25 protein-coding genes are annotated in these 25,148 nt (G+C 57.5%); 17 read left to right on the forward strand and 8 right to left on the reverse strand.

Features of this window, described 5'->3' with window-relative positions; genetic code table 11:
- Positions 1 to 206 precede the first annotated feature (206 nt).
- On the forward strand, positions 207 to 1,322 hold the full coding sequence (locus MJ257_RS13700; protein ID WP_240269764.1) for a deoxyribonuclease IV: 1,116 nt from the start codon (positions 207 to 209) through the stop codon (positions 1,320 to 1,322).
- A gap of 37 nt (positions 1,323 to 1,359) precedes the next feature.
- Complete coding sequence (purU, locus tag MJ257_RS13705; RefSeq protein ID WP_240269765.1) at positions 1,360 to 2,259, forward strand: formyltetrahydrofolate deformylase; 900 nt, start codon at positions 1,360 to 1,362, stop codon at positions 2,257 to 2,259.
- Between the two features lie 77 nt (positions 2,260 to 2,336).
- On the opposite strand, the gene MJ257_RS13710 is transcribed toward purU, so the two are convergent.
- On the reverse strand, positions 2,337 to 2,684 hold the full coding sequence (locus tag MJ257_RS13710; RefSeq protein ID WP_240269766.1) for a RidA family protein: 348 nt from the start codon (positions 2,682 to 2,684) through the stop codon (positions 2,337 to 2,339).
- A 300-nt stretch (positions 2,685 to 2,984) separates the two neighbouring features.
- Here MJ257_RS13710 and tkt point away from each other — a divergent pair, with 300 nt between their 5' ends.
- Positions 2,985 to 5,009, forward strand: a complete 2,025-nt coding sequence (gene tkt / locus MJ257_RS13715; protein ID WP_240269767.1) for a transketolase — start codon at positions 2,985 to 2,987, stop codon at positions 5,007 to 5,009.
- A gap of 33 nt (positions 5,010 to 5,042) precedes the next feature.
- Positions 5,043 to 5,363 (forward strand): pyrimidine/purine nucleoside phosphorylase, encoded by a 321-nt coding sequence (gene ppnP / locus MJ257_RS13720; protein WP_240269768.1) that lies wholly within the window; start codon positions 5,043 to 5,045, stop codon positions 5,361 to 5,363.
- Positions 5,364 to 5,461: 98 nt separating this feature from the next.
- Here ppnP and MJ257_RS13725 read toward each other — a convergent pair whose 3' ends face one another.
- Complete coding sequence (locus MJ257_RS13725; protein ID WP_240269787.1) at positions 5,462 to 6,349, reverse strand: NAD(P)-dependent oxidoreductase; 888 nt, start codon at positions 6,347 to 6,349, stop codon at positions 5,462 to 5,464.
- Between the two features lie 227 nt (positions 6,350 to 6,576).
- On the opposite strand from MJ257_RS13725, the gene MJ257_RS13730 reads away from it, so the two are divergent.
- From MJ257_RS13730 to MJ257_RS13750, 5 genes are all read left to right on the forward strand, one after another.
- Complete coding sequence (locus MJ257_RS13730; RefSeq protein ID WP_240269769.1) at positions 6,577 to 7,932, forward strand: glucose-6-phosphate isomerase; 1,356 nt, start codon at positions 6,577 to 6,579, stop codon at positions 7,930 to 7,932.
- Between the two features lie 99 nt (positions 7,933 to 8,031).
- Positions 8,032 to 8,664, forward strand: a complete 633-nt coding sequence (locus MJ257_RS13735; RefSeq protein WP_240269770.1) for a YigZ family protein — start codon at positions 8,032 to 8,034, stop codon at positions 8,662 to 8,664.
- A gap of 5 nt (positions 8,665 to 8,669) precedes the next feature.
- Positions 8,670 to 9,266, forward strand: a complete 597-nt coding sequence (locus tag MJ257_RS13740; protein WP_059046549.1) for a TetR/AcrR family transcriptional regulator — start codon at positions 8,670 to 8,672, stop codon at positions 9,264 to 9,266.
- A gap of 339 nt (positions 9,267 to 9,605) precedes the next feature.
- Positions 9,606 to 10,670, forward strand: coding sequence for a sulfate/molybdate ABC transporter ATP-binding protein (locus MJ257_RS13745; protein ID WP_240269788.1), 1,065 nt, complete (start codon positions 9,606 to 9,608; stop codon positions 10,668 to 10,670).
- Positions 10,671 to 10,682: 12 nt separating this feature from the next.
- Entirely contained in the window at positions 10,683 to 10,985 is a 303-nt protein-coding gene (locus MJ257_RS13750; RefSeq protein ID WP_240269771.1) for a hypothetical protein, read from the forward strand.
- Here the strand turns inward: MJ257_RS13750 and MJ257_RS13755 are convergent.
- Genes MJ257_RS13755 through MJ257_RS13765 form a run of 3 tightly spaced genes read right to left on the reverse strand, consistent with a single transcriptional unit; the run spans position 10,954 to position 14,228 of the window.
- Positions 10,954 to 12,054 carry an ABC transporter permease gene (locus tag MJ257_RS13755; RefSeq protein WP_240269772.1) on the reverse strand — a complete coding sequence of 367 codons (1,101 nt, stop codon included), beginning with the start codon at positions 12,052 to 12,054 and terminating at the stop codon, positions 10,954 to 10,956. The genes MJ257_RS13750 and MJ257_RS13755 overlap by 32 nt on opposite strands.
- Positions 12,051 to 13,064, reverse strand: a complete 1,014-nt coding sequence (locus MJ257_RS13760) for an ABC transporter ATP-binding protein (protein WP_240269773.1) — start codon at positions 13,062 to 13,064, stop codon at positions 12,051 to 12,053. Before MJ257_RS13760 ends, MJ257_RS13755 begins: the two co-directional genes overlap by 4 nt.
- Before the next feature lie 3 nt (positions 13,065 to 13,067).
- Positions 13,068 to 14,228, reverse strand: coding sequence for a COG1470 family protein (locus MJ257_RS13765; RefSeq protein WP_240269774.1), 1,161 nt, complete (start codon positions 14,226 to 14,228; stop codon positions 13,068 to 13,070).
- Positions 14,229 to 14,389: 161 nt separating this feature from the next.
- Here MJ257_RS13765 and MJ257_RS13770 point away from each other — a divergent pair, with 161 nt between their 5' ends.
- The 3 genes from MJ257_RS13770 (at position 14,390) to MJ257_RS13780 (ending at position 16,980) form a co-directional block, all read left to right on the forward strand.
- Positions 14,390 to 14,998: an RNA polymerase sigma factor gene (locus tag MJ257_RS13770; protein WP_240269775.1), complete on the forward strand. Its 609-nt coding sequence runs from the start codon at positions 14,390 to 14,392 to the stop codon at positions 14,996 to 14,998.
- A complete protein-coding gene (locus tag MJ257_RS13775) occupies positions 14,976 to 15,917 on the forward strand; it encodes an anti-sigma factor (protein ID WP_240269776.1) in 942 nt (313 codons plus the stop codon). The genes MJ257_RS13770 and MJ257_RS13775 overlap by 23 nt, the downstream gene beginning before the upstream one ends.
- Positions 15,918 to 16,194: 277 nt before the next feature.
- Positions 16,195 to 16,980 (forward strand): MBL fold metallo-hydrolase, encoded by a 786-nt coding sequence (locus MJ257_RS13780; RefSeq protein ID WP_240269777.1) that lies wholly within the window; start codon positions 16,195 to 16,197, stop codon positions 16,978 to 16,980.
- A 273-nt stretch (positions 16,981 to 17,253) separates the two neighbouring features.
- Here the strand turns inward: MJ257_RS13780 and MJ257_RS13785 are convergent, their stop codons facing one another.
- Genes MJ257_RS13785 through lplA form a run of 3 tightly spaced genes read right to left on the reverse strand, consistent with a single transcriptional unit; the run spans position 17,254 to position 20,008 of the window.
- Positions 17,254 to 18,051, reverse strand: a complete 798-nt coding sequence (locus MJ257_RS13785) for a Cof-type HAD-IIB family hydrolase (RefSeq protein WP_240269778.1) — start codon at positions 18,049 to 18,051, stop codon at positions 17,254 to 17,256.
- A 27-nt stretch (positions 18,052 to 18,078) separates the two neighbouring features.
- Positions 18,079 to 18,972 carry a DMT family transporter gene (locus tag MJ257_RS13790; RefSeq protein ID WP_240269779.1) on the reverse strand — a complete coding sequence of 298 codons (894 nt, stop codon included), beginning with the start codon at positions 18,970 to 18,972 and terminating at the stop codon, positions 18,079 to 18,081.
- Between the two features lie 31 nt (positions 18,973 to 19,003).
- A complete protein-coding gene (gene lplA, locus MJ257_RS13795) occupies positions 19,004 to 20,008 on the reverse strand; it encodes a lipoate--protein ligase (protein ID WP_240269780.1) in 1,005 nt (334 codons plus the stop codon).
- Between the two features lie 261 nt (positions 20,009 to 20,269).
- Here lplA and cobD point away from each other — a divergent pair, with 261 nt between their 5' ends.
- From cobD to MJ257_RS13820, 5 genes are all read left to right on the forward strand, one after another.
- The gene (gene cobD, locus MJ257_RS13800; protein ID WP_240269781.1) at positions 20,270 to 21,379 is read left to right on the forward strand and encodes a threonine-phosphate decarboxylase CobD; all 1,110 of its coding nucleotides are present in this window, start codon (positions 20,270 to 20,272) and stop codon (positions 21,377 to 21,379) included.
- A gap of 107 nt (positions 21,380 to 21,486) precedes the next feature.
- Positions 21,487 to 22,230 carry an adenosylcobinamide amidohydrolase gene (locus MJ257_RS13805; protein WP_240269782.1) on the forward strand — a complete coding sequence of 248 codons (744 nt, stop codon included), beginning with the start codon at positions 21,487 to 21,489 and terminating at the stop codon, positions 22,228 to 22,230.
- On the forward strand, positions 22,230 to 23,198 hold the full coding sequence (gene cbiB, locus MJ257_RS13810) for an adenosylcobinamide-phosphate synthase CbiB (protein WP_240269789.1): 969 nt from the start codon (positions 22,230 to 22,232) through the stop codon (positions 23,196 to 23,198). The genes MJ257_RS13805 and cbiB overlap by 1 nt, the downstream gene beginning before the upstream one ends.
- Positions 23,199 to 23,275: 77 nt before the next feature.
- Positions 23,276 to 23,995, forward strand: coding sequence for a histidine phosphatase family protein (locus MJ257_RS13815; RefSeq protein ID WP_240269783.1), 720 nt, complete (start codon positions 23,276 to 23,278; stop codon positions 23,993 to 23,995).
- Entirely contained in the window at positions 23,988 to 24,914 is a 927-nt protein-coding gene (locus MJ257_RS13820) for an MsnO8 family LLM class oxidoreductase (RefSeq protein WP_240269784.1), read from the forward strand. Before MJ257_RS13815 ends, MJ257_RS13820 begins: the two co-directional genes overlap by 8 nt.
- Positions 24,915 to 25,148 lie beyond the last annotated feature (234 nt).

A 25,148-nucleotide genomic window follows, 5' to 3' on the forward strand; every position in this document is an offset into this window, starting at 1 on the left:
TATGTAAACGGTAGATTGCAACACGATTCATCACCTCGGAACGGATTTCGCTTTTCGCTAAGATTCGGATATTATGATAGTAGAAATTGAATCTTTCAAAACTGAGATATTCTGCTAAAAATTATACCTTATTTCTTTATTTATTTCAGCATTCAAGCTAAAATAGGTTTGTTTAGCGATTTAATGTCCAAAAGGGGGAAAACACCTTGCTGAAAATTGGTTCCCATGTTTCGTTCTCGGACAAGGGCCTGCCGAGCGCTACGGCCGAGGCGGTAACCTACGGCTCCAGCTCCTTCATGATATACACCGGGGCACCGCAAAATACGCGGCGTAAACCGATCGAATCGATGAATATTGAAGAAGGCAAGGCGGCGATGGAACAGGCCGGCATCGGCGAAATCGTCGTCCACGCGCCTTACATTATCAACTTGGGTTCTTACAAATCGAATACGTACCAGCTTGCCGTCGATTTCCTGCAGGAGGAGATCCGGCGTACCCATGCGCTTGGCGTACGCAACATCGTGCTTCATCCCGGCGCCTTTACGGACAAGGATGCCGAATACGGGGTCAACCGCATTGCGGAGGGTCTTAACGAAGTGCTGAACGGTACGGGCGAAACCGACGTTTGCATCGCGCTGGAAACGATGGCCGGAAAAGGGACGGAAATCGGCCGCAGCTTCGAGGAAATCGCGCAAATCATCGATAAGGTTCAACACAACGAGCGTTTAACCATCTGCCTGGATACCTGTCACATTCATGATGCCGGCTATGATATCGTGAATGATCTGGACGGCGTCCTGAAGAAGTTCGACGATACGATCGGACTAAAGCGGATCGAAGTCGTTCATATCAATGACAGCAAAAACCCGGTAGGAGCGGCCAAAGACCGCCATACGCCGATCGGCTCGGGGTGGATCGGGTTCGATGCGATCCACCGCGTCGTCCACCACGAGGCGTTGCAGGGCCGTCCGTTCATTCTGGAGACGCCTTGGGTTGGGAAGGATGCGAAAACCCAACGTCCGATGTACGAAGTGGAAATCGCGCTGCTACGCGGGAACGTCGGCGAGCGGTTCGGCGAATCGTTCCTGAACGACGTGGAGCGCCTGGCCGGCTTTTTCGCCAAGCAGGATATCGAGTCCCGTTCCTTTGTGCTGGATACATGGGCGCTGCTTAAGAACGATGCCAAAGCCAAGAAAGCCGATCCTCGCGAGCCGATGGAGCGGCTGTATGACCTCGCGATGGAAGCCGGTTTGTTCCCGGAGCTTACGGAAGAGCAGGTGAACCAACGTCTGGTGGCCTGGTTCGCCGGCGCGGGTAAATAACGAAGACATCATTTGGGGCAAGGGGAATGAGCGAACAATGGATACGCATATCAAAACGGGGGGACAACCCGTCAAACCTTATGAGAGCAACCGCGCGCGCATGTTGATCTCCTGTCCGGACGGGCCGGGGATCGTCGCCGCGGTCTCCCGCTTCCTGTACGAGCACGGAGCGAATATCGTGCAATCGGACCAGTATACGATGGACCCGGAGGGCGGCATGTTTTTTATGCGGGTGGAATTCGATCTGGATGGATTGGACGGGCGGATTGCGGCGCTGAGGAGCGATTTCGAAGCGATCGCCTCGCAGTTCCGGATGGGGTGGAACATCTATCAGCTGAGCCGCAAGAAGAAGCTGGCGATCTTCGTGTCCAAGGAGGATCATTGCTTGGTCGAGCTGCTTTGGCAGTGGCAAGCCGGCGATCTGGACGCCGAAATTTCCATGGTCGTGAGCAATCATCCGGATATGAAGGAATACGTGGAATCGTTTGGGATTCCTTATTACCACATTCCGGTCACGCCGGAGACGAAACGCGAAGCCGAGCAAAAACAGCTGGAGATCGTCGGCGGCAACGTTGATTTGATCGTGTTGGCGAGATACATGCAAATCGTCTCCCCGGCGTTAATCGAGCCGTACCGTAACCGGTTGATCAACATTCACCACTCGTTCCTGCCGGCCTTCGTGGGAGGCAAGCCGTATGCCCAAGCGTATGACCGCGGAGTCAAGATCATCGGCGCCACCGCGCATTACGTCACCGAGGAGCTGGACGGCGGTCCGATCATCGAGCAGGACGTGCAGCGCGTCAGCCACCGCGACGACGTGAACGAGCTGAAGCGAATCGGGCGGACCATCGAGCGGGTCGTCCTGGCCCGAGCCGTGAAATGGCATATCGAGGACCGGATTTTGGTGCATCAAAACAAGACGGTCGTTTTCAACTAACCGACCTTGCCGATTACAATCGGGCAAAGAAAAACCGGCATCCTAGACGGCTCGTCCTGGTGCCGGTTTTTGCTTATTTACTCCGCTCCCCGATAAGCGATCCCGTCGATCATCAGCAGACAGTCGCCGTCGAAGAACTCCGTGGTGGAGGTCATGCGGGCGGGACATTGGTTTTGCTCGAAATACTCGAAAAATACCTTTTCCATCTCAGGCAGGTCCTGAATATGCTTGAGATACACATTCACTTTCACCAACCGCTCGAGCGGGCATCCGCAGGTGGATAAGGTGGTCTTCAGCTGGCTGAACGCATCGTGAATTTGCGCGGTAAAGCCGTCGCCGAAACCCCGGTGCAGACCGAGAAATACATAATCGCCGGCGGAAACGGCGGAGGAATAACTAAACGGAGTTGGAACTCGGGTAATCATGGAACGAACGCCTCCTCGGATGGAATGTTAGCCGATTCATGGAGTGAATGTTTTCACATAGTATAGAACATATGTTCCTGAAGAGCAAGCTATTTTTGAAGACCGGACAGGAACCACACAAAAAATGCTCATTTGCGGGGGAAGGGTTGGGAATAATGGAATAAGGGTATGGAAAAGGGGAGTAGGAAGTGCTACAATAGATAAAGTCAAAATGATTTTTTCAAAATGATTGTTTTGTAATCGGAGCGTTAAAGTTTCATGGTTTTCAACGATCTTTTCATAATTAAGGAGGAAACACGAATGCCACTTTCAGACAACAATACGATCGACAATCTCTCGATCACCACCATTCGTACGCTGGCGATCGACGCGATCGAGAAAGCGAAATCCGGCCATCCGGGCATGCCGATGGGCTCCGCCCCGATGGGTTATCAACTGTTCGCCAAAACGATGAACCATAATCCGGACGAACCAACCTGGATCAACCGCGACCGCTTCGTCTTGTCCGCCGGCCACGGCTCCATGCTGCTGTACAGCTTGCTGCACCTGTCCGGTTACGACCTCCCGATGGAAGAAATCAAACAATTCCGCCAATGGGGCAGCAAAACCCCGGGTCACCCGGAGTTCGGCCACACCGCCGGCGTCGATGCGACAACCGGTCCGCTTGGCCAAGGCTTGGCGATGGCCGTGGGGATGGCGCTTGCGGAAACTCAGCTGGCGGCGACTTATAATAAAGGCGATTTGAAAGTGATCGACCACTATACGTACGGAATTTGCGGCGACGGCGACCTGATGGAAGGCGTAGCCAGCGAAGCGGCATCGCTTGCCGGACACCTGAAGCTCGGTAAATTGATTTTCCTGTATGACTCCAACGACATCTCGCTGGACGGCAAGCTGAACCTCAGTTTCTCGGAGAACGTACGCCAACGTTTCGAGGCTTACGGCTGGCAAACGCTGCGCGTGGAAGACGGCAACGATCTGGCGGCCATCGAAGCGGCGCTCGAAGAAGCGAAACGCGACACTGAACGTCCGACCCTGATCGAAGTGAAGACGATCATCGGCTACGGCAGCCCGAACAAGCAAGGCAAAGGCGGCCATGGCGGTACGCACGGCTCCCCGCTGGGCGCTGAGGAAGCGAAGCTGACCAAAGAGAACTACAAATGGGTATATGAAGAAGATTTCTATGTTCCGCAGGAAGTGCGCGAGCATTTTGCCAAAGTCAAAGAACGCGGGATTGCTACCTATCAGGCTTGGCAAGAAACGTTCAAGCAATATAAAGCGCAATATCCGGAGCTGGCTGCGCAATTCGAGCAAGCCATTGCCGGCGATCTGCCGTCCGGTTGGGACGCGAAGCTGCCGAAATACAGCGTAACGGACAAAGCGGTATCCACGCGCGTAGCTTCCGGTAACGCTCTTAACGGACTCGCTCCAAACGTACCGCAGCTGCTGGGCGGCTCCGCCGACCTGGAGAGCTCGACGATGACGCATTTGAACGATCTGGCCATGTATACGCCGGAAACCCGCGACGGCCGCAACCTGTACTTCGGCGTACGCGAATTCGGCATGGCAGCTGCGATGAACGGCATCATGCTGCACGGCGGCCTGAAAGTGTTCGGCGGCACGTTCTTCGTGTTCACCGATTACCTGCGCCCGGCCGTACGTTTGTCCGCGCTGATGAAGCTGCCGGTCACTTACGTGCTGACGCATGACAGCATCGCGGTCGGCGAAGACGGCCCAACGCATGAGCCGATCGAACAGCTGGCTTCCCTGCGCATCATTCCAGGCTTGACGGTCCTTCGTCCGGCGGACGGCAACGAAACGTCGGCGGCATGGGCTTACGCGGTGGAAAACAAATCGAATCCGGTTGCGCTGGTGCTGACCCGTCAAAACCTGCCGATCCTGGAGAAAACGGCTGAAGCGGCGCGCGAAGGCGTAAAACGCGGCGGTTATGTCGTATCCGATGCGAAGGACGGCAAACCGGTTGCTCAGATCCTCGCCACGGGTTCCGAAGTCCAGCTCGCGGTTAAAGCGCAAGCCGCTTTGGCTGAAGAAGGCATCCAGGTTCGCGTCATCAGCTTGCCGAGCTGGGATCTGTTCGATAAGCAGGATCAAGCTTACAAGGACTCCGTCATCCTGCCGGACGTCAAAGCCCGCGTTGCCGTGGAAATGGCGCATCCATTCGGATGGGAGCGTTTCGTTGGCGAGAAGGGTTCGATCATCGCCATCGACAAGTTCGGGGCTTCCGCGCCTGGCGACAAGGTCATCGAAGAGTACGGCTTTACGGTCGAGAACGTGGTGAACCACGTGAAAGCTCAATTGAAGTAAATTAGAGCAGGAAGGAAGAAGGGAGAGGGGAACGTGAAACAACTGCAAAATGTGACCGTAGAGAAGCAAGCCAACATTTATTTCGACGGGAAAGTCACGAGCCGGACCGTTTGGCTTCCGGACGGAAGCAAACTGACGCTGGGGATCATGCTCCCCGGAGAATACGAATTCGGCACGGATTCGCTGGAAGTGATGGACATTTTGTCCGGAGACCTGAAGGTTCTGCTTCCGGGCGAAACGCTGTGGCGGGAAATCAGCGGGCGCGGGACGTTCACCGTTCCGGCCAAGTCTTCCTTCAAGCTGGAGGTGCGCAGCGTCACCGATTACTGCTGCTCTTATGGGGCAGGAGCTTAAGACGTAGCGTCTACACGGCATGCAAAAAGGCAGGTATCAGCGATTCAACCTTCGCTGTACCTGCCTTTATGTTCATTTTCCAAAGCGTCAGCTTTCGCTTAGTCGCCGATTTGTTTGCCGATCCAGGCTTCATACACTTTAACGATGGAAGAGAGGTCCTCATCGCCGAAGCCTTGGGTTTGGCCCGCCTGGAACAGGCTTTTGGCCAAGCTCAGCATCGGCGCCGGAATGCTTGAGCCGTCGGTCAGCGCGGAGGCGAGCTTCAGATCCTTCAGCATCAGCGCCAGCGAGAACTGGTTCGTGAAGTCATGCTCGATGATTTTGCGTCCCTTGAGCTCCGCGGCTTTGCTGCCGGCGGAACCCAACTGCACGAGTTCCAGGAAGCGGTCCGCCGGCAGCCCCGATTTGGAGGCGATGGCAAAACCTTCGGCGAGCGCCAGGTTGTTGATGCCGACGATCGTGTTGTGGGCCAGCTTGGCGACGGCGCCGCTGCCGTTGTCGCCCATGTGCAGCACTTTTTTGCCCATAATGTCGAACAAGTCCATCACCTGAGTGAGCGCGTCCGTGGAGCCGCCGACCATAAATACGAGCGTGCCGTCGATCGCGGCCGGCGAGCTGCCGGTGACCGGAGCGTCAAGGAACGCGCCTCCAAGCTCAGCGATCTGCGATGCCAGCCGTTTGACGAGCGCCGGCGAGATGGTCGAGCAGTCGATGACGGTGGTTCCGGGACGGATTCCGGCTAACAGGCCTTCCGTACCTTCATATACTTCGACGATGGACTCGTCGTTGCTGACCATCGTGATTACGGCGTCCGCCCCGGCGGCGGCTTCCTTCGGCGAAGATGCTACCGCGGCTCCCTGCTCGGCAAGGGGGGCGGCTTTGGATGCAGTCCGGTTAAACACGGTTACGGGATAACCTGCTTTCAGCAGGTTCGATGCCATAGGCGCACCCATCGTCCCGAGGCCGATAAATCCGATTTTTTTCAAGTTCGTCACCATCTTCCAAAAGAATTGAACATCATTTAATTATTTTAGCACGGCGCGTGGAAACCTGTATATTGTGCCCTTGTCATTGCCGGGAATTTACAGTATCCTAGTTTTAAGTTGTTTGAGGCGGCGTTCAGACCGGCTTTTTTTACCAGACAGCAGCATTTGAACGTTTCCTCTTGGATAGGTGCAGTGTGATAAATATTAGACGGAGGAGAGTTTCAGCAATGTCCAAAAAAGTGACGTTTGACTACAGCAAAGCCCTGCAATTCGTCGGGCAGCATGAGGTCGATTATTTTGCGGAGCCCGTTCGCACGGCTCATGAGCAGCTACATAAAGGTACCGGGGCAGGTTCCGACTTCTTGGGTTGGATCAACCTGCCGACCGACTACGATAAAGAAGAGTTCGCCCGCATCCAGAAAGCGGCAGCCAAAATCCAAAGCGATTCCGACGTCCTGATCGTCATCGGCATCGGCGGGTCCTACCTGGGCGCGCGCGCCGCAATCGAATCGCTGTCCCATTCGTTCTACAACCTGCTGCCGAAGGACAAGCGTAAGACGCCGGAAATTTATTTCGCCGGCAACAACATCAGCTCGACTTACGTGAATCACCTGCTTGACCTAATCGAAGGCAAGGATTTCTCCGTGAACGTGATCTCCAAATCGGGGACGACGACGGAACCGGCCATCGCATTCCGCATTTTCCGTGCGGCACTGGAGAAGAAATACGGCAAGGAAGAAGCCCGCAAACGCATTTACGCGACGACCGACAAAGCCAGAGGGGCGCTGAAGAAGCTGTCCACCGAAGAGGGCTACGAAACGTTCGTCATTCCGGACGACGTGGGCGGACGTTACTCCGTGCTGACTGCGGTTGGCCTGTTGCCGATTGCGACCGCCGGTATTAATATTGAAGAAATGATGCAAGGCGCAGCCGACGCGGCGAAGGAATTCAGCAACCCGAACCTCGCCGAGAACGCCAGCTACCAATATGCGGCTGTCCGCAACGCGTTGTACCGCAAAGGCAAAGTGACGGAAATCCTCGTCAACTACGAGCCTTCCCTGCATTACGTATCGGAATGGTGGAAACAGCTGTACGGCGAAAGCGAAGGCAAGGATTACAAAGGCATCTATCCGGCTTCGGTTGATTTCTCCACCGACCTGCACTCCATGGGGCAATTCATCCAAGAGGGCAACCGGAACATCTTCGAAACGGTGATCCAAGTGACCGAAGTGCCTAGCCACATCACGATCGAATCCGATCCGGCCGATTTGGACGGCTTGAACTTCCTGGCCGGCAAAACGCTCGACTTCGTCAACAAGAAAGCGTTCCAGGGTACGCTGCTGGCGCATACCGACGGCCAAGTGCCGAACCTGGTCGTGAACGTGCCGGACATGACGCCGTACTCTTTTGGTTACCTGGTTTATTTCTTTGAAAAAGCCTGCGGCATCAGCGGTTACCTGCTGGGCGTCAACCCGTTTGACCAACCGGGCGTCGAAGCGTACAAGAAGAACATGTTTGCGCTGCTAGGCAAACCGGGTTACGAGAAGGAAAAGGCCGAGCTGGAAGCTCGTCTTTCCGAATAAGGCCAGGCAAATTCGTTCAAGTTAGTTAGCGCCAGGAAGCAGTTCGCCGGAAGGTACCGGAGGAGCTGCTTCTTGGCACATTCATAAGGATGGTCTCATATGCTGGAAAAGTACAAGACGGTCAGGCAAGCCGGAGAACAAGAAATCGTCATCAAGAAATCAAGGTTTATCGGACATGTGAAACCGGTGGAAACCGAAGCCGAGGCGCTTCAGTTTATCGAGGAAATCAAAAAGAAGCATTGGAACGCCACGCATAACTGTTCCGCGTACATGATTGGGGAACGGGACGAAATCCAAAAGCAATCGGACGACGGGGAGCCGAGCGGAACGGCCGGCAAGCCGATTTTGGAGGTGATGAAAAATCAGGGCCTCAAAAACGTCGCCATCGTCGTAACCCGGTATTTCGGAGGCATCATGCTTGGGGCGGGCGGCTTGATCCGTGCTTATACTGACGGAGCCGTCGCGGCGATCGAAGCGGGCGAAGCGATTACTCGCGTGCTTCACCAGGAAGTGTTCGTGGAGCTGGATTACACCTGGCTGGGCAAGGTGGAGAATGAATTGCGTAACCGCGGCATCCGTACGGGAGATACGGGGTTTGCGGATAAGGTGACATTATGCTGTCTGCCGCTTCATCCGGAGGCGCAAGCCTTCATGGATTGGATGACCGATTTGACGGGAGGGCAGGCCGTGATGACGGAAGGTGAAAAGGTTTATTTTATTGAAGGGGAATAATGCCTATGGCAAGAAGAGCAGTTGATCAGGAGTTGTCGAGAGAAAGAATTATGGAAGCGGCCCGGCACTTGTTCATCACCAAAGGGTACCGCGGGATTTCCATGAGGAGCATCGGTCAGCATTTGGGATACAGTCACGGCTCGCTTTATTATCACTTCAAGGAAAAGGCCGAGTTGTTTTACGCCATCGTGGTAAAAGACTTCGAGTCGCTGACCCATCTATGCGAGCAGGTGACCAAACGGCCGCCTACCGACGGGCTGACCAAAGCGGAGCAGCTCATGCTGGAATTCATCAAATTCGGCTTGGAACATCCGCACCAATACGAAATCATGTTTATGCTCAGGGACGAGGAAATATTGGCGTACTGTCGCAGCGAACAGGCCAAATGCTTCAATATGTTCGAGTCCATCATCCGCAGTTTTTTGCAGGAGGAGAGGCATCCGCTGGAGAACAATCCGTCTCTTCCGCTCAGTATGTTTTTGGGTATGCATGGATTTATCTCTTACTACATCCAGGATCGGCTGACCTTTGAAGAGATTAAGCCGGCCGCTGTCGCGCACGTCAAAATGTTAAGCCACAGCATTTACCGCATAACGTCATAAGGCGTTTTTGTTTTCACTTCTCGCTTTATCCAATTACACCAGCATAGCATCAATACTTTATAACACTAATTGACAAAACCGGCCAACCCGAGGTGGAGGATACTGGGGAAGGCTGGTTTTTTGTTCGTCTGCATGGCGAAAAAAGCCGCTCAAACCGCTTGGCTACAACTTTTTTTCAGATTGACGGAAGGCTTGCGGTTTGGTAATCTATTCTTATAGATAAATCCAAGTAAATTCATCAGAATTCCACGAATGATAGAGGTTAGATCTGGCAGCATGCGGAGGAACGGCAGCGACTTGACTTGGGCTTTCGAAACCGGAAAGGATGTGTGGTTTGGCATGCATGTAGAAGTGCGGAATTTGGATAAGCATTTTGGCAGCTTCCATGCCGTCCAAAATGTCAGCTTTGGCATCGAAAAGGGGCAATTAATCGGCTTGCTTGGGCCGAGCGGCGGCGGCAAAACGTCGATACTGCGCATGCTCGCAGGACTGGAGCAACCGGATAGCGGGGAAATTCTGTTCCATGGGCAGCGCGTTAACGAGCTGGCACCGCAGGATCGCGGGATCGGCTTCGTATTCCAGAGCTACGCCCTCTTTAAGCATATGACCGTATTCGATAATATTGCCTTCGGCTTGCAGGTGAAGAAGGTGTCCAAGGCGGATACCCGGGAGCGGGTCATGGAGCTGGTCGAGCTGACCGGACTGCGGGGATTCGAGAACCGCTATCCGCATCAGCTGTCGGGGGGGCAGCGCCAACGGGTCGCATTTGCCCGCGCTTTGGCGCCGCAGCCGCAGCTGCTGCTGCTGGATGAGCCGTTTGCCGCAATCGACGCCAAGATCCGCCAGGAGCTGCGTTCGTGGCTGCGCGAGTTAATCGAGCGGGTGGGCATCACTTCGATTTTCGTCACCCATGACCAGGATGAAGCGATTGAGGTGGCCGACGAAATCATGATTATCAACCAAGGGCGGCTGGAGCAAAAAGGGACGCCTTGGGATATTTACAAGGAGCCGGAGACTCCGTTCGTGGCCTCGTTCATCGGGCAATCGACGCTGGTGGAGCGCGCCTCCGACCTGAAGGGCTTCGAGGAGGAAAGCGGAGGACCGGACACGAAAGCCTTGATCCGTCCGGAGTATGTCGAAGTGGGTACTGAACACGAATTTTCGCTGTTGTCCGCGACCGCTCCCGCCGTCGTGAAGCATCTGCACTTCCGCGGCAGCGAATGGCTGGTGGAGGTGGAGGTCGGCGGGCACACCCTAACGACGTTCCGCTCTCTGGAGAAGGAAACGTTGAAGGCAGGCCAGGAGGTTCGCGTCCTGGTGCACCGCGCCTATCTCTTCGATAATGAGCGGAGCTGGATTCTCGAAAATCCGCTGAAGCGCGATCCGCTGAGCGTGATGATTTAATAGGAGTGGAGGATGGAAATAAGGGTACAAAATACCCTTATTTCACTTTATGGGGGCCTAGTCCCAAACGATAACGGTAAAAAATGGCCTTATTTTGCGAGAGTGAGGCTGGAATCCCCTATTTGCGGGGCATTTGGCGAAAATAAGGCCCTAAAATGGCCTTATTTCTCCCTAAAGAGGAGTAAAGCTAGAAATAAGGCCCTCAAGTACCGCTATTATGGGCGGGAAGAAAACGAAGCCGCTGAAAAACCATTCAGCGGCTTCTTTGCGTTCTCGTATTCGTTTACGCTCTCGACCGTACTTCCTGGCGCATGAACAGGATGTAGGACAGGCCGAAGCAGATCATCGTGGCGGCGAGCAGGCCGGTCAACTGCGGCCAGATCAGCAGCAGGCTTTGGCCCAGCGACAAGGGGCTTGCGATCGCCCCGACGAGCTGGTCCATCGTGAGCGGCCCCAAAGCGCGGACGCCGGGCGAGAGCATCGTCGAGATCGTCTCCGAGAACAGCTCCGTCGGGGATATGCGGTTCAGCGTCAGCACGAGGTTCATCTGGCGAAGCTGCGCATCCGGCGCCGCCATCTGCGAGACAGCTGTGGCGCTGTCGATCATGTTGATGATCATGCCGTAGAAGATCGTAAAGAACAGCCAGATGGCGATGGACGACAGCGCCGACGTCGCCGCCTGCCGGAAGCGGATCGAGAACAGGATCGACAGACAGAGCCAGAAGCCGATGTAGACCACCGCGATCAGCAGAAAGATCAGGATGCGGGCGAACTCCTCCGGCGTTGGCGGATAGCCGATCGTAAACAAGCCAAGCCCCATGACGAGCAGGCCCAGCGAAAAGACGACTACGGCGATCATTGCCAAAGCGGACACGAACTTGGCCTTAATGAAATCGTCGCGATAAATCGGCTGCGACAGCAGGCGGCCGAGGGTCCCTTTGTTCCGCTCGGAGTTGACGGCGTCGAACCCCAGCGTGATCCCGATCAGCGGCCCCAACCAGGAGAGGAACGTGGAAAAGGAAGGAACCGCCAGCGCGGAGCTGGTTAAGGTGTACATTTTCAGGAACAGGAATGTATCGCCCGCCCCGCCGTCCGCTGCACTGCCACCTGCCCGAATCGCCGAAACGGCCGAATAAATCGAGCCGATACAGGCCAACACGATGATGCCCATCAGAATCCCAAAGCGCCAGCTGCTCAAATGGTCGCCGATTTCCTTCTGCACCATTACCCAAAAAGAGGAGGACGAGCGTTCCCGGGGGCGATTCGCATCGCCGGCATTCTGCCGCAGCTCTGCCCACAGCTTGCCAGCTCGCTCCCGCCATTCGTTCAGGCGCAGCAGCTCCATGAGAGAACGGGCGTTAGCTGCTTTGTTTGGCTGCATCATTGCTCACCTCTTCTTTCGAAATAACGATGATAAATGTCGTCCAGTCCGTATTCCTTCCGGCGGATGTAAACGAGCTCCGCGTTCCCGTGAAACACGGCTTCGGCGATTTGGGCGGTCAGGTCGCGTTCGCATACTACAGTTGCGGTCACGCCACGCTCATGCTCATCGTCCCCTTGAACCGGGTAACGAATGTCGCGGACGCCTTCCAAGCCGGAGATGTGCCGGGCCAACTCCTCCGTCCAACCTTTGGCGCCGACCTCGACGTAGACGTTGCCGTCCGCGTCCAGCTGTTTGGAAAGGGAGCGGATGTCGCCGGAGGCGATCAACCGACCTTGGACGAACAAGCCGACGCGGTCGCAAATTTGTTGCACTTGATGCAGGTGGTGCGAGGATAACAGCACCGTCAGCTTCTCATCCCGACTCAGCGAGGAAATGAGGGCGAGCAGCTCCCGCACCCCTTCGGGGTCGATCCCGAGCGTGGGCTCGTCGAGGATGATGACCTCGGGGTTTTTAATGAGCACGTCGGCCAGCCCCAGGCGCTGCCGCATCCCGCGGGAGAACGCCCCGACCTTTTTGCCGGCGTTGTCCGCAAGTCCGGTTTTCTCCAGAAGGGCTTTGGCGCGCTGCAGGGCCTCTTGTTCCGATACGCCGTTGAGCCGTGCCGTGTACACGAGGTTATCCAGCGCCGTCCGGTCCTCATAGAACCCGACGTCATCAGGCAGGTAACCAACCTTTCGCTTCACCTTAAGCGCCTCGCGCGTCGGATCGAATCCGCAAATTCGCGCATGCCCCGAGGTCGGTTCGGTCAGCCCCAGCATCATCAGGATCGTTGTCGTTTTTCCCGCGCCGTTGGGGCCAAGCAAACCGAAAATCTCCCCGCGGGCGATGCTCAAGTTCAGATGGTCGACGGCTGTGGCTTCGCCGTATTTCTTCGTCAGCTGTACCAGCTCGACGACCGGACGTTCGCCGGTCGCCGATGGGGTGGGTGTCATTCCGGTCGCTGTAACCATGGATTATCTTCTCCCGTATTTCCGGAACAGGTAGTAAATGCCTCCGCAAACCGCCAGTATGATGAGAACCCCCACCCATCCCCATAATACGGACGATTTCACGGTCACCCGCAAATCGGCGTTCGCGCTTTTGTTCGCGGAGGAAGCGGTCAGACTGACCACGTAGTCCCCGGGCAACGATTTCTTGCTCGACTTGATCGTGGCTTGAACCTGCTTGCTTTCACCCGGGGCAATCGTCGTGATCGAGGAAGGCTCGAAGGATACTTCCCAATCCGTCGGGGCGGACGAGGAGAAGGAGAGATCCTGCAGCTCGGCGGAACCGGTATTTTGGACCACGAAGGTCAGCTTGCGTTCGGAACCCGCACCTACGTCCGTGCTCAGCCGATCATCCGTCGTGGAAAATTTCATGTCGTACGTCCCCGTCACGACGGCTTCGATTTTGGCGTTGGCCGTGGTATCCCCGCTCGTTGCCGCGATCGGGATTTCGTATGTGCCGGCTTTGATTTGCTCCGGCGGCTTGACTTCAATCGTAACCGTCTTCTCGGCGTTCGGTTCGACTTCGACCGAGGTCACGCTGTTGCCGTCGGCTTTAAAACGGACGTCCCATCCTTGCTCGGCTTGCGCGCTGAAGGCATAAGTTTGTTTTTGCGTCGTCCGGTTGCGCAGCACCGCGCTGTACGTGAACGTCGAGTCGGAATGGCCTTCCATGTTGGCCTGGTCCAGGGTCAGCTCGGTTTTGAAGGTGCCCTGCTCCGAAACGTTGACGACGAGCGGCAAGGTGGCATCATCCGCTTTGAGATTAAACACGTACCGGCCCTTGTTGATTTGCAGCGGCACGTCAAGGTCGAGGTTGAAGGTCTGGGTCTCCCCGGCCTTGACCGCCAGTCGCGACACCTCGCGGCCGCCCGCGGTCAATTCGTATTTCCAATCCTTGCTTTGCGTCTCCAAAGAGAGATTGGCCGAAGCCGTACTGCCGCCATGATTGACCAGATCGATCGTATAAGACACGGATTCGCCCGGCGCGGCGGACCATTCTAAGTAAGGCGTGTAGAGCTCCAGCGAGCCCGCCGCCGAGGTTTTGCCCGCTCCGGCTAAAGCGCCGCCGAGGGCCGTGACCAGAATGAGCAGCAGGAACGCCGCTTTTCGATAGGTTTGTTGAAGCATCTCTTGTTCCCCCTATGAAAATAATGATGGTTCATCAAGGGTACGCACGAAAAGCTGCCTTGGATTTATTCCGGCCAAAAAAATTTTTGGGGTTTTCAAGCGAATCCATTTTTGATAAAACGGGAGGTAAGAAGAGGAGAAATTTTGCGGGAGGGACAAACATGGACCTGCAAAATGAAGAGATGACCAGGCGGCTGCGCGAAATGTGCGACGGTTCGGTACCGGCCTTCGATGCGTTTTACGCCTGTTATTCTCCTTTTGTCATGCAGGTGGCCGGCCGTCTGGTAGGGGAGCGGATGGAGGCCGAAGATATTTGCCATGAGGTGTTTTTGGAGGTGCTGCGGCGCGGACTGGACTATGATCCGTCGCGCGGCTCGATCAAGGCCTGGCTGGCGGTCATGACCCGCAGCCGCAGCCTGGACCGCTTGCGGCGCAAAGCGCGGCTGCAATATCCAGGCGACGAGGCGCTGCGCCGGGATGCGGTGGACGAAGACGGCTCGGGCGAGAACGAAGCCTTGTCCCGGCTGGAGCGGGAAGCGCTCCGCACGGCGATTTACGCGCTGCCGGAGCCGCAGAAGAAGGCGATCATGGGCTCCTATTTTGCCCTGCAGACCCAGCGCGAAATGGCGGAAGCCTGGAGCGTGCCGATCGGCACCGTGAAGTCCTGGGTGCGATACGGACTGAGCAATTTGCGCAAGCAGTTGGAGAAGCAGGGCTGGGGAGAACCGCTGGAAGGAGGGAACGAGCATGAACGGGCAAGCCGGCGATAATCATCGTAAGATCGATGGCACGGAAAACGAGCGCGTATGCGTTCGGATGTATTCCGAGCAGGAATGGATCGATTGGCTGCTGGGAACGCTGACGGAGGCGAAACGCTCCGAAATGGCGAAGCACCTGGACACCTGTACGGTATGTCTGGAGCAAAAAACGTATTGGGAGAACGTTTTAGGGATCAGCGGCGAAAACGAATTACTGCCGGACATGCCGGACATGTCGACGATGCCAGGTGCCGGAGAACCGGGGCCGGCGCAAGTCATGACGGCGCATCCGGAGTTAGCGGAGCCGCACCTGCTGAAGCAAGCCGCCTCTCCTTCCGCGCAGCGCCTTGACCCATGGTCGGAAGCCGTTCCTTCCGAACGGATTCGGCGCAGCCTGCGGCATCGGGTAAGATGGATCGGATGGCGACGCCGGGCGTTACGCTTGCTGACGTTTCGTTGGAAATGGACGGTGTCGCTGGCGGCAGCTTTGATGGTGCTGGTCGGCATGGGGTTCGCCATGGATCGACTGACCCAACCTGAGGCCGGCTGGGACCGCTATGTGCAAACCTACGAGCCGGAAGCGCTGCCGGTCCTGTCCAAGCCGGATACGATCTCTTATCCGATCGCCATGGGCCGCTTGGAGCCGGAGAACGGAAGGGTCTGGTACAACGCGGCAACCCGGGAAATGCTGATGCTGGTCGGCGGGCTCGTTCCGGACAAAGGGCAGACGATTCGGGTCTGGATCGTAAAAGAGGGCGCGCGCGACAGCCTGGGATTGCTGCAATACCACGCGAACCGGGCGCATCTCTACGTCAAGGACAAGACGCTGGGTTATGGCGACAGTCTGGAGCTGACGATCGAACCGGCCTATGGGGAGCCGGAAGTCCACGAGTTACCCAACTCGATCTCGTTGGATTTACTGGGACGATGAGCCCTAAAAATACGCGAGGTCCGGGATACACCTGGAAATTCGCGTATTTTTAGGATATGAGCTGTATGAGAATTATATAAAATGCCGAAGCGATTATTTCTGTTGAACGATGTTCTCTTTCAATTTGTGAGCATAGCGGATCCTTATGATATGATAGTTCATATGGTTAGTTTGGCTTTGATCATTCTACTCTCGATCATCATCACAGTTCTTCTGGTTAGAGGGAATGAGAAATAATAGACTGGATAGGCTGTTCACCTTTAGGAGGGACTTCAACATGGATCGGCTTGAGTTTATCGGCACCGGGGACGCGATGGGGGTTCCTCGAGTGTATTGTGATTGCGAGGTGTGCGGGGAAGCGCGAAGCTCCAGCGGCGTGAACCGGCGATACCGCTCTCTGGTCGCGGTCGAAGGCGACGAAGGTGGTTTCCTGATCGATTGCGGCCCGGATTGGCGCTCCGGCATGGAGCGGCGGGGACAGCGTTTTGCGGAGCAAATCCTAGTCACGCACGCCCATTTCGACCATATCGGCGGGTTGCCCGAATGGGCGGACGCCTGCCGCTGGCTGGAAAGACGGGGGCAGCTCTACGCGCCGCAGGAGGTACTGGATACGATCATCCGGCAGTATCCGTGGTTGGGCGGCCATTTGGACCTGCACGCCGTCGGCGAAGAAGGGACCCGGCTAGCCGGGTGGAAGATCCGTGCGTGGAAGGTGTTCCACGGCAAAAACGGATTTTCGTATGCCTACCGATTGGAGAAAAACGGCTTCGCCTGGGCATACTGCTCCGATTCGATCGCTTTACCCGAGGAACAAAAGCAGCCGCTGTTCGGCCTTGACCTGCTGGTGCTCGGCACGAGCTTCTATCACGAGACGGCGGAGTTCGCGACCCGGTCAGTGTATGACGTGAAGGAAGCGCTGGAGCTCTTGAACGAGGTCCGCCCGGCACGGACGGTGTTTACGCATCTGTCGCACGACATCGACCTTCGCCGCGATTACGGATTGCCGGAAGGCATGGAGTTTGCCGCGACGGGGATGAGGGTACCGCTGCAGGCGGGGGAATGATGGCGGTGTGGGCGACTGGGCCGCGTTCCGTTCCAAGCAGATCGACCAAATCTATGCGAAAATTCGAATACAATTCGCCCACTACAGGCAGTTTCGATCGGATGTATGCGAAATTTCATGCTTATTCAATCCTTTGGGGAGCGAATACCCTAAATCTATATGAAAAACCGAATAGAATTCGCAGATTGGGCCGTAAGCGGCAATTTATATGCGAAAAATCGACTTTATACAAAAAAAGACTAACTGGAGGAGCTCCGGTTAGTCTTTTTCGCGCTAAGCATTCAGCACAAACTTGTCGATCACGTGCTTCACGCCGTCCTCGTTGTTGCCCAATGTGACGAAGTCGGCGATATCCTTCAACGCCGGGATGGCATTGCCCATGGCCACGCCCAGGCCGGCGGCCTCCAGCATCTCGTGATCGTTCCACGAATCGCCGATGGCGATCGTTTGCGACAAGTCGCAGCCGAAATGGGTCGCCAGGAAACGCAGGGCATGACCTTTCGTGCCTTCCGCATGCATGATTTCGAGGAAGTTCGGCTTGGACTTGGTGATATGAACGCCGTCCCCCAGCAGCTCGCGCAGCTCCGGCGCGATTTGGTCCAGGTAATCGGGATCGTCGATGATCAGCATTTTCGGCGTCGGTTGGGCTACCAGCTTGGCAAAATCCGGCTCCACATAATAACGCGTCCGGTTCAGCGCGGTATAGTCGATCAGCTTCTGGTTCTCTTCGCGGGCGTATAGCTTGTCGTCGATGTACGTTTGCAGGTGCAGGTTGCGCTCAATGCAGTATTCGAACAGCTTGCGGGCCGCTTCCATCGGGACGTAACGCTCGTAGAGCACCTTTTCGTCCATCAGGTTTTTGACGAGCGCTCCTTGGTACGTAATAATCGGCACGTTCAGCCCGGTCTGACGGGCGATCGCTTGGGCCGACGCGTAGGCGCGGCCGGTAGCCAGGGTCACGACGACGCCTTTGGCCACCGCTTGCTCTAACGCCTGCTGCGTAGCAGGAGTCACTTCTTTGTCGTCATTGATCAAGGTGTCGTCGATGTCGATGGCAATCAGTTTATACATGGTTTCTCTCCTTTAGGAATGTTCTCTCTATCCGGCGGATTTCAATTCCGCCAGCAACATGCCGCCCAATATGCATAGACAGCCGAGCCCAGCCGCCAACCCCAGCCGTTCGCCCCCGAAAAGCACGCCGGTCGCCGCGGCGAACACCGGCTCCATGGCGAAAATCACCGCCACCCGAGAAGGACTGGTGAATTTCTGGCTCACCGTCTGGATCCAAAACGCAAACGCGCTGGTCGGCCCAATCGATACGAGCAACGCAAGCCAGACCTCCGGTTGCATGAGTTGACCGGCCGTCGCGCTCCAGGAAGCCGAACGTTCAAACAGAAGCGAGCCGGCCGCGCTGAGAACGCCGACGACCGCCATCTGCAGCGAAGCTAAGGGCAGCGCCGGATATCGGGGAGCGAACACGCCGGTGTAGGCGACATGCAGCCCAAAGGCAATGGCGCACAAAAATACGAGCGCATCGCCGCGATTCAAAGCCAAGCCCCGGGTGCCGGCGAACGCCAACAGATAGAGGCCGACGGCGGCCAGAAACGCGCTGATCCAGGTAAAACGGGAAATGCGATGCTTTAGCAGCCAAAACGATAAAAAAGGCACAATGACGACTGACAATCCCGTAATGAACCCCGCATTCGAGGTGGAGGTGTACAGCAAGCCGACCGTTTGAAACGAATAGCCAAGGAACAGGAACAACCCGAGCAGCGCGGCATGCCCCGCCATGCTCCAAGATAATTGCTTCCATTCGTGCCGGTAAAACGCGGCGATGATCAAAGCGAGCAACAGCGCCGCCCCGATAAAGCGAATGCCGTTAAAGGCCAGGGGCGGGAGCACCCGCACCGCTTGCTGAACGATCAAGAAAGTGCAGCCCCACATGAACGCGACGAACAGCAGCCCCAGATCGGCCAGGCGGGTTCGGTTCATGGCGGGATTTTTCAAAGATACGGCAGGTTCGTTACTCTTCAAGGAAAACCAGTCCGATGAATTCGTCCAGCTCCAAATTGCCGAAGTAGTGCTTCACATCCGTGCCGGCAAGCGCCTCCCGTACGGCCGAATCCTCATATTTCACGCCTCTCAGCTTGTCCTCGATATCCGCCACGTCGCCGACGCCAAAGAAATCGCCGTAGATCTTGATGTCCTGAATATGCCCGTCCTTGATGTTCATGCGCAGGTCGATGATGCCGACCGGGAACTTTTTGGCGTGCTTCACGTTGCTCTCCGGCGACAGGCCGTAGTTCCAATCCCAGTTCTTATAGCGTTGCGCGGAAATCTCATGGATCTTCGCCCAATCCGCTTCCGTCAATTTATACTGAGGCACGGCGTTCGGCTCCATGCCGAAAATATGCCGCAGCAGCTCGGCGCGAAATTCCTCGATCGTCATTTTGCGGTCCAGGAAATCGATGATGTTGGCGACCCGGCTGCGCACGGATTTGGTGCTCTTGGATTTGAATTTCTCCGGATTGGCATGCAGCGATGCCTGTACGTTGTCGAGATTCAGATTAAACATCAGCGTGCCGTGGCTGAACATGCGGCCGCGCGTGGCGAATTGGGCGTTGCCGGAGATCTTTTGCTCCCCGACCTGAAGGTCGTTGCGCCCGGTCATTTCCGCATTCACGCCCAGCGATTTCAATGCTTGCACCACCGGCTCGGTAAACTTACGGAAATTGTGGAACGATTGGCCGTCATCCTTGGTGATGAAGCTGAAGTTCAGGTTCCCCAGGTCGTGGTACACCGCCCCGCCGCCGGAAAGCCGCCGCACAACTTGCACGCCGTTCTCCTTGACGTATTCCTGGTTGATCTCCTCGATGGTGTTCTGGTGCTTGCCGATAATGATGGAAGGGGCGTTGATGTAAAACAGCAAATAGCTGTCGTCTTCCAGCGGCAAATGTCTCAAGGCAAATTCTTCGATGGCCAAATTGACGGACGCATCGGTGATGCCTTCGTTATCGATAAACAGCATGGTTCTCCATCCTCCTATTTTGCGGCCGGCCGCCTGAATCTCAGGCCCCGGTATATAGTCAAACACGCATACGATTTTATTGTAAACCAATTGGTGTCGAAACCAAAGGGGGAGTAAAGTTTTTTGCCGAAAAAGAACGCCAAGTCCTTCCTTATTGACGGAAATAGGCGGGGAACAGATAATGGGGACACCTGAACTTTTAGAACGAGTTTGAAAAATCCGTTCATTTTTGCATAGAGCGTAAGAAAAGAGGGATCAGTCATGGAATTGGAAGTTTACGGCCACGGCGGCGACCTGGTGACGGCTTCGGCCCGGTACGGCGTGGCGGCGGGGGAATGGACGGACTTTAGCGCCAACATCAATCCGCTGGGGCCGCCGCCGGGACTGCTGGATGCCCTTCGGGAGGCGCTGCCGGACATTGTACGTTATCCGGATCCCGGTCACCGCAGGCTCGTAACGCAGTTGGCGTACCGCCTTCAAGTGGAGGAGGAGACGCTGGTCGTCGGAAATGGAGCCGCGGAAAATATGGCGTTGGCGTTGCTCGGACTCGCCCCGAAGAAGGTCGGGGTGGTGGAGCCTTGCTTCTCCGAATACCGTACGCTTTCGGAGCAGTTTGGCGCCCGGGTGCTGTCGGTGTTCGGAATGGAGGAGCAAGCCTTCCGGGCAGCGCCGGAGGAGATCGAAGGGCTGATCCGTGAGACGGATTTGACGTTCATCGGGCAGCCCAACAACCCGAACGGGGTGCAGTACGGGATGGACGAGCTGCGGCGGTTCGCCGCGGCCGGAGAGCGACACGGCACATACGTGGTGGTGGACGAGGCGTTTATCGACTTTATTCCGGAGCCGGAGCGCCGGACGCTGCTGCCGGAGCTGGGGGAATATCCGCATCTCATCCTGATCCGGTCGATGACGAAGTTTTATGCGATTCCGGGCCTCAGGCTAGGTTACGCGATCGCGCATCCGGAGACGGCCCGGCGCATGCGGGACAAGCAGGTGACCTGGAGCGTCAATTCGCTGGCTTTGTTGGCGGGAGAGTATTGCTTAGGGGCGGACGCTTCGTACGAGCTGGCGACTTTGGAATTGGCGAAGCGGCAACGCGATCGGCTGATGGGCGAACTGACGCGGCTGGGATGCCAAACGTGGCCGGGAGAAGCCAACTTCCTGCTTGTCCGGCTGCCGGAGCCTTGGACGGCCGAAGCGATGCAGACCGCGCTGGGACGGCGCGGGGTATTGGTGCGCAGTTGCGCGATGTACCCGGGGCTGACAAAGCGGGACATCCGGCTGGCGGTGAAGGACGAGGCGGCCTGCGGCAAGCTGCTGCGGGAGTTGGAAGCAGTGTTGGGTGAATCTATGACGGGAAAGATTCGGTGAAGGAGAATTCATGGAGAATGAGACGGGATCCGCGTGAATTCATGACGATAGAGATGGGATGAACGAGCATCGTTTGTTCGAGATGTGTTGTTGGGAGGAAGGGAAGAATGACGATGGAGATGCCTTTTAAGGAGGCGAAGCCGGGCGAGGTTTATGCATCCGAAGCCTGGCCCGGCTTGAAGCTGGTATTGGGGGAGCGGCATTTGATGCTGGAAGCTCCGCAAACGATGGACGGGCTGAGCAGCGCGGTGTATGGCGGCGGCTTCGGTCAACTGCGCCGCATGGTCAACATTTATGTGGACCGCCATTACCGCTGCGACGATCCGGCGCGGGACATTGCGGAATTGTTAGGACAGTGGGGGTATCCTTCTGAGGCGACGGCGGGGTTGTTGACGGCGGTGCCGATGCGTTACGCGGCGGTGGCGGAGGAGCGGGGCGACGATTTCGCCGTCTTCTGCTGCGCGACGGCGGGAGCGTCGAACGCCGCGCGGGCCGGCGTTCGGCGGACGACGTTCCCGGCCTCGTGGACGCCGGGAACGATCAATGTGCTGCTGGCCGTGGACGGGCGGCTGACGCCGGCGGCGATGGTCAACGCCGTGATGACGGCGACGGAGGCCAAAACGGCCGCGCTGGGCGACCTCGGCGTGCTGGACGCCGAGAACGGGCTTGCGGCCACCGGCACCACGACCGACGCGGTCGCGCTTGGCGTGAGCCAGCGGGCCGACTGGCCGCTGCTGCACGCTTACGCGGGCACCGCGACGGACCTGGGCGGCACGGTGGGCCGCCTGGTGTACGCCGCCGTAGGCGCGTCGCTTCGCGCGGCGGCCGCGGGTGCGGGGGCACGCCGATGATGGCGGCGTGGTGGGTGGTGCCGGTCGCATATGCGCTCGACCGGCTGCTCGGCGATCCGCGCTGGCTTCCCCACCCGGTGGTGGGGATGGGCAAGGCGATCGCCGCGCTCGAGGCGGCCATCCGCCGCCTCGTCCCGCCCCGCCGCTACCGGGCGGCGGGGGTGCTGCTGCCGCTGGTCGTGGCCGGCGGCAGCTTTGCCTTGACCTGGGCGCTGCTGCGCCTGCTGGCCCAGGTCAGCCCGTGGCTGGCGGCCGCGGTGGAGGCCGCCCTCATCTGGACGACGATCGCCGCCAAAGGCTTGCGCGAGGCGGGGATGGACGTGGCCGGCCATCTGCTGCGCGGTGACCTGCCCGCCGCCCGCCGCGCGCTCGGCATGATCGTCGGACGCGACACGGCGCACCTGGATGCGCCGGAGATCACGCGCGGCGCCGTCGAAACCGTCGCCGAGAACATCGTCGACGCCGTCGTGTCGCCGCTGTTTTTTGCACTGCTGGGCGGCGCCCCGCTGGCGATGGCGTACCGGGCGGTGAACACCCTCGATTCGATGGTCGGCTACAAGAACGACAAATACATCGATCTCGGCTGGGCTTCCGCCCGGTTGGACGATCTCGCCAATTACATCCCCGCGCGGCTGACGGCGCTGCTGCTCTACATCGCAGCATGGGCCTTGCGGCTGGATGCCCGCGGCGCGCGGCGAATGGTGCGCCGCGATGCCGCCAAGCATCCGAGCCCGAACAGCGGCTATCCGGAAGCGGCGGTAGCGGGGGCGCTGGGCGTGCGTCTTGGCGGCGAAAATTCCTACCACGGCGTCGTCTCGTTCCGCGCCTATATGGGCGACAACACCCGGGAACTGGTGCCCGAGGATGTGGCTCGCACGGCGAGATTGATGTTTTGGACGGCGAATGCGACGGTGATCGCGGGAACGGCGATCTGGATCGCGGTCACCGGCAATTGGACCTGGATTTAGTCGGAATGCGATCCGTTGCGTCATCAAGCCGGGCATTAGCTCGAGCTGAGAGGAAATGGCCTGGGAGGTGAACGGGAATGAGCGTGGAATGGTGGCTGGTTCGCCATGGCCTCACGGCGTGGAACGCCGAACGCCGGTATCAAGGGCACAGCGATCCGCCGCTGCTACCGGGCGAAGCGGCGGGCTTGGCAGAGCTGGGCCGGGAGCTGGCAGGGGTGAACTTCGCCGCAGTTTATACCAGCGATTTGCGGCGCTGCCGGGAAACGCTGGCTTGGGCCCGCCCTGATTTGCTGGATGGCGCGCAGCAGGACCCCCGCCTGCGGGAAATGAATTTCGGCCGGTGGGAAGGCCTGACGTATGAGATGCTCAAGGAAGACGAGCGTTACCGTACCTGGATCGACGATCCGCAGAGCGTAACGCCGCCTGACGGCGAATCGTGGCAGGCCTTTAAGACACGTGTTACGGAGATGTGCGGGGAACTCCTAACGCGGACGGAAGCGTTAGCGGGAACAGACTCCAACTCCAGTTTTGGCAGCTTGGCAAGCTGCCCGTTGCGTGAGGCGTCCCTGCCGTCGACCATGCGATTATATCCGTTTTCGCCGCTAACCGCGTCCCAATCGGTTGAGTCCGCACGTTTGCTGATCGTCACGCATGGCGGGGTAATCTCGATGCTATGTTCGTTGCTGCAGTCGGGTCTCGGTTTCTGGGATACCCGGGTTGGGCCGGGCGGCGTGAAACGTTTGTATTTTCAAGGGCAGGGGGAACCTGAGGAGGAGAAGGAGGGGGACGATGAATGAATCTGAGATGGGGCTGAAGCTGAGCGTACTGGACTTGGTTCCAAAGCTCCCGGGGACAACGGCGGAAGCGGCGCTCGAACAAGCGATCCGGTTGGCCCGGCAAGCGGAAGAGCTGGGTTATCTCCGTTATTGGACGGCGGAACATCACGATATGGAAGGGCTGGCCAGCTCGGCGCCGGAGGTGCTGCTGTCGGCGATTGGAGCGGCCACCCGCCGGATTCGTCTTGGGTCGGGCGCCGTCTTGCTGCCGCATTACAGTCCTCTGAAGGTAGCGGAAAACTTCCGGCTGCTGGCGGCTCTGTATCCGGGGCGCATCGATCTTGGGATCGGGAGAGCTCCCGGCGGGGAGGCGCACGCGGCGATGGCGTTAAGCGGCAATTTTCTGGAACGGGTGGGTCGTTATCCGCAGCTGGCCAAGGATCTTACCGACCTGCTTGCGGATCGTTACTGCTACGATGATCATCCCGTTGCCGCTAGGCCGGTTCCCCGGCTTCCGCTAGAACTGTGGATGCTCGGTACCAATGTCAAAAGCGCGGGCTACGCGGCCGAACTCGGAACGGGATACGTCTTCGGCCAATTTATGAGCGACAGCGACGGAGCCGAGATCCTGCGGGCCTACCGCGAAGCCTTTCGCCCCTCCGTTCAACGCCCTGAGCCCTCCGCCATGCTTGCCGTCAGCGTGATTTGCGCGGAGACCGAAGCGCGGGCCGAGGCCTTGGCGGCGAGGAGTGCGGAGGGTTTCCGCGCCCGCGGGGGTTCGCCTTTTCAAGGGTTTGCCGGGACAGGCCGGCAAGTCCGCGAACATTTGAGAAACCTGCAAAGGAAGTGCGGGAACGACGAGTTTTTGATCGTATCGCCGATCCCCGATTACGAGGAGCGACTGCTGTCCTATCGACTCCTGGCTGAGCCAAACACGTAAACGAAGAGCGGAATCGTACGAAATCCCCTCCCGAGTCCCTCTGCGATGATAAAATGTTGCAGAATGTACAACATTTTCCCTTGGTCCACGGGGGTTCTGGCCAAAATGTTGCAGAAAGTGCAACATTTTGGCGGCAGAAGGCCCAATTTGCCCTGAAATGTTGTACAAAATACAACATTTTGTGGTCGGCAGCCCCAAACTGACCAAAAATGTTGTAGAAAATGCAACATTAGT

This window comes from Paenibacillus timonensis, from assembly GCF_022427145.1.
GTDB classification, from domain to species: domain Bacteria; phylum Bacillota; class Bacilli; order Paenibacillales; family Paenibacillaceae; genus Fontibacillus; species Fontibacillus timonensis.

Coding starts and splice junctions, on each gene's coding strand:
- MJ257_RS13740 (WP_059046549.1), top strand. CDS start 8,670: ATGGCAAGAAGAGCAGTTGATCAGGAGTTGTCGAGAGAAAGAATTATG.
- MJ257_RS13760 (WP_240269773.1), bottom strand. CDS start 13,064: ATGGTTACAGCGACCGGAATGACACCCACCCCATCGGCGACCGGCGAA.
- MJ257_RS13815 (WP_240269783.1), top strand. CDS start 23,276: ATGAGCGTGGAATGGTGGCTGGTTCGCCATGGCCTCACGGCGTGGAAC.
- lplA (WP_240269780.1), bottom strand. CDS start 20,008: ATGCTGTTTATCGATAACGAAGGCATCACCGATGCGTCCGTCAATTTG.
- MJ257_RS13820 (WP_240269784.1), top strand. CDS start 23,988: ATGAATGAATCTGAGATGGGGCTGAAGCTGAGCGTACTGGACTTGGTT.
- cbiB (WP_240269789.1), top strand. CDS start 22,230: ATGGCGGCGTGGTGGGTGGTGCCGGTCGCATATGCGCTCGACCGGCTG.
- MJ257_RS13765 (WP_240269774.1), bottom strand. CDS start 14,228: ATGCTTCAACAAACCTATCGAAAAGCGGCGTTCCTGCTGCTCATTCTG.
- tkt (WP_240269767.1), top strand. CDS start 2,985: ATGCCACTTTCAGACAACAATACGATCGACAATCTCTCGATCACCACC.
- purU (WP_240269765.1), top strand. CDS start 1,360: ATGGATACGCATATCAAAACGGGGGGACAACCCGTCAAACCTTATGAG.
- MJ257_RS13730 (WP_240269769.1), top strand. CDS start 6,577: ATGTCCAAAAAAGTGACGTTTGACTACAGCAAAGCCCTGCAATTCGTC.
- MJ257_RS13780 (WP_240269777.1), top strand. CDS start 16,195: ATGGATCGGCTTGAGTTTATCGGCACCGGGGACGCGATGGGGGTTCCT.
- MJ257_RS13755 (WP_240269772.1), bottom strand. CDS start 12,054: ATGATGCAGCCAAACAAAGCAGCTAACGCCCGTTCTCTCATGGAGCTG.
- MJ257_RS13790 (WP_240269779.1), bottom strand. CDS start 18,972: ATGAACCGAACCCGCCTGGCCGATCTGGGGCTGCTGTTCGTCGCGTTC.
- MJ257_RS13710 (WP_240269766.1), bottom strand. CDS start 2,684: ATGATTACCCGAGTTCCAACTCCGTTTAGTTATTCCTCCGCCGTTTCC.
- MJ257_RS13735 (WP_240269770.1), top strand. CDS start 8,032: ATGCTGGAAAAGTACAAGACGGTCAGGCAAGCCGGAGAACAAGAAATC.
- MJ257_RS13770 (WP_240269775.1), top strand. CDS start 14,390: ATGGACCTGCAAAATGAAGAGATGACCAGGCGGCTGCGCGAAATGTGC.
- MJ257_RS13785 (WP_240269778.1), bottom strand. CDS start 18,051: ATGTATAAACTGATTGCCATCGACATCGACGACACCTTGATCAATGAC.
- MJ257_RS13745 (WP_240269788.1), top strand. CDS start 9,606: ATGCATGTAGAAGTGCGGAATTTGGATAAGCATTTTGGCAGCTTCCAT.
- MJ257_RS13775 (WP_240269776.1), top strand. CDS start 14,976: ATGAACGGGCAAGCCGGCGATAATCATCGTAAGATCGATGGCACGGAA.
- MJ257_RS13750 (WP_240269771.1), top strand. CDS start 10,683: ATGGAAATAAGGGTACAAAATACCCTTATTTCACTTTATGGGGGCCTA.
- cobD (WP_240269781.1), top strand. CDS start 20,270: ATGGAATTGGAAGTTTACGGCCACGGCGGCGACCTGGTGACGGCTTCG.
- MJ257_RS13805 (WP_240269782.1), top strand. CDS start 21,487: ATGACGATGGAGATGCCTTTTAAGGAGGCGAAGCCGGGCGAGGTTTAT.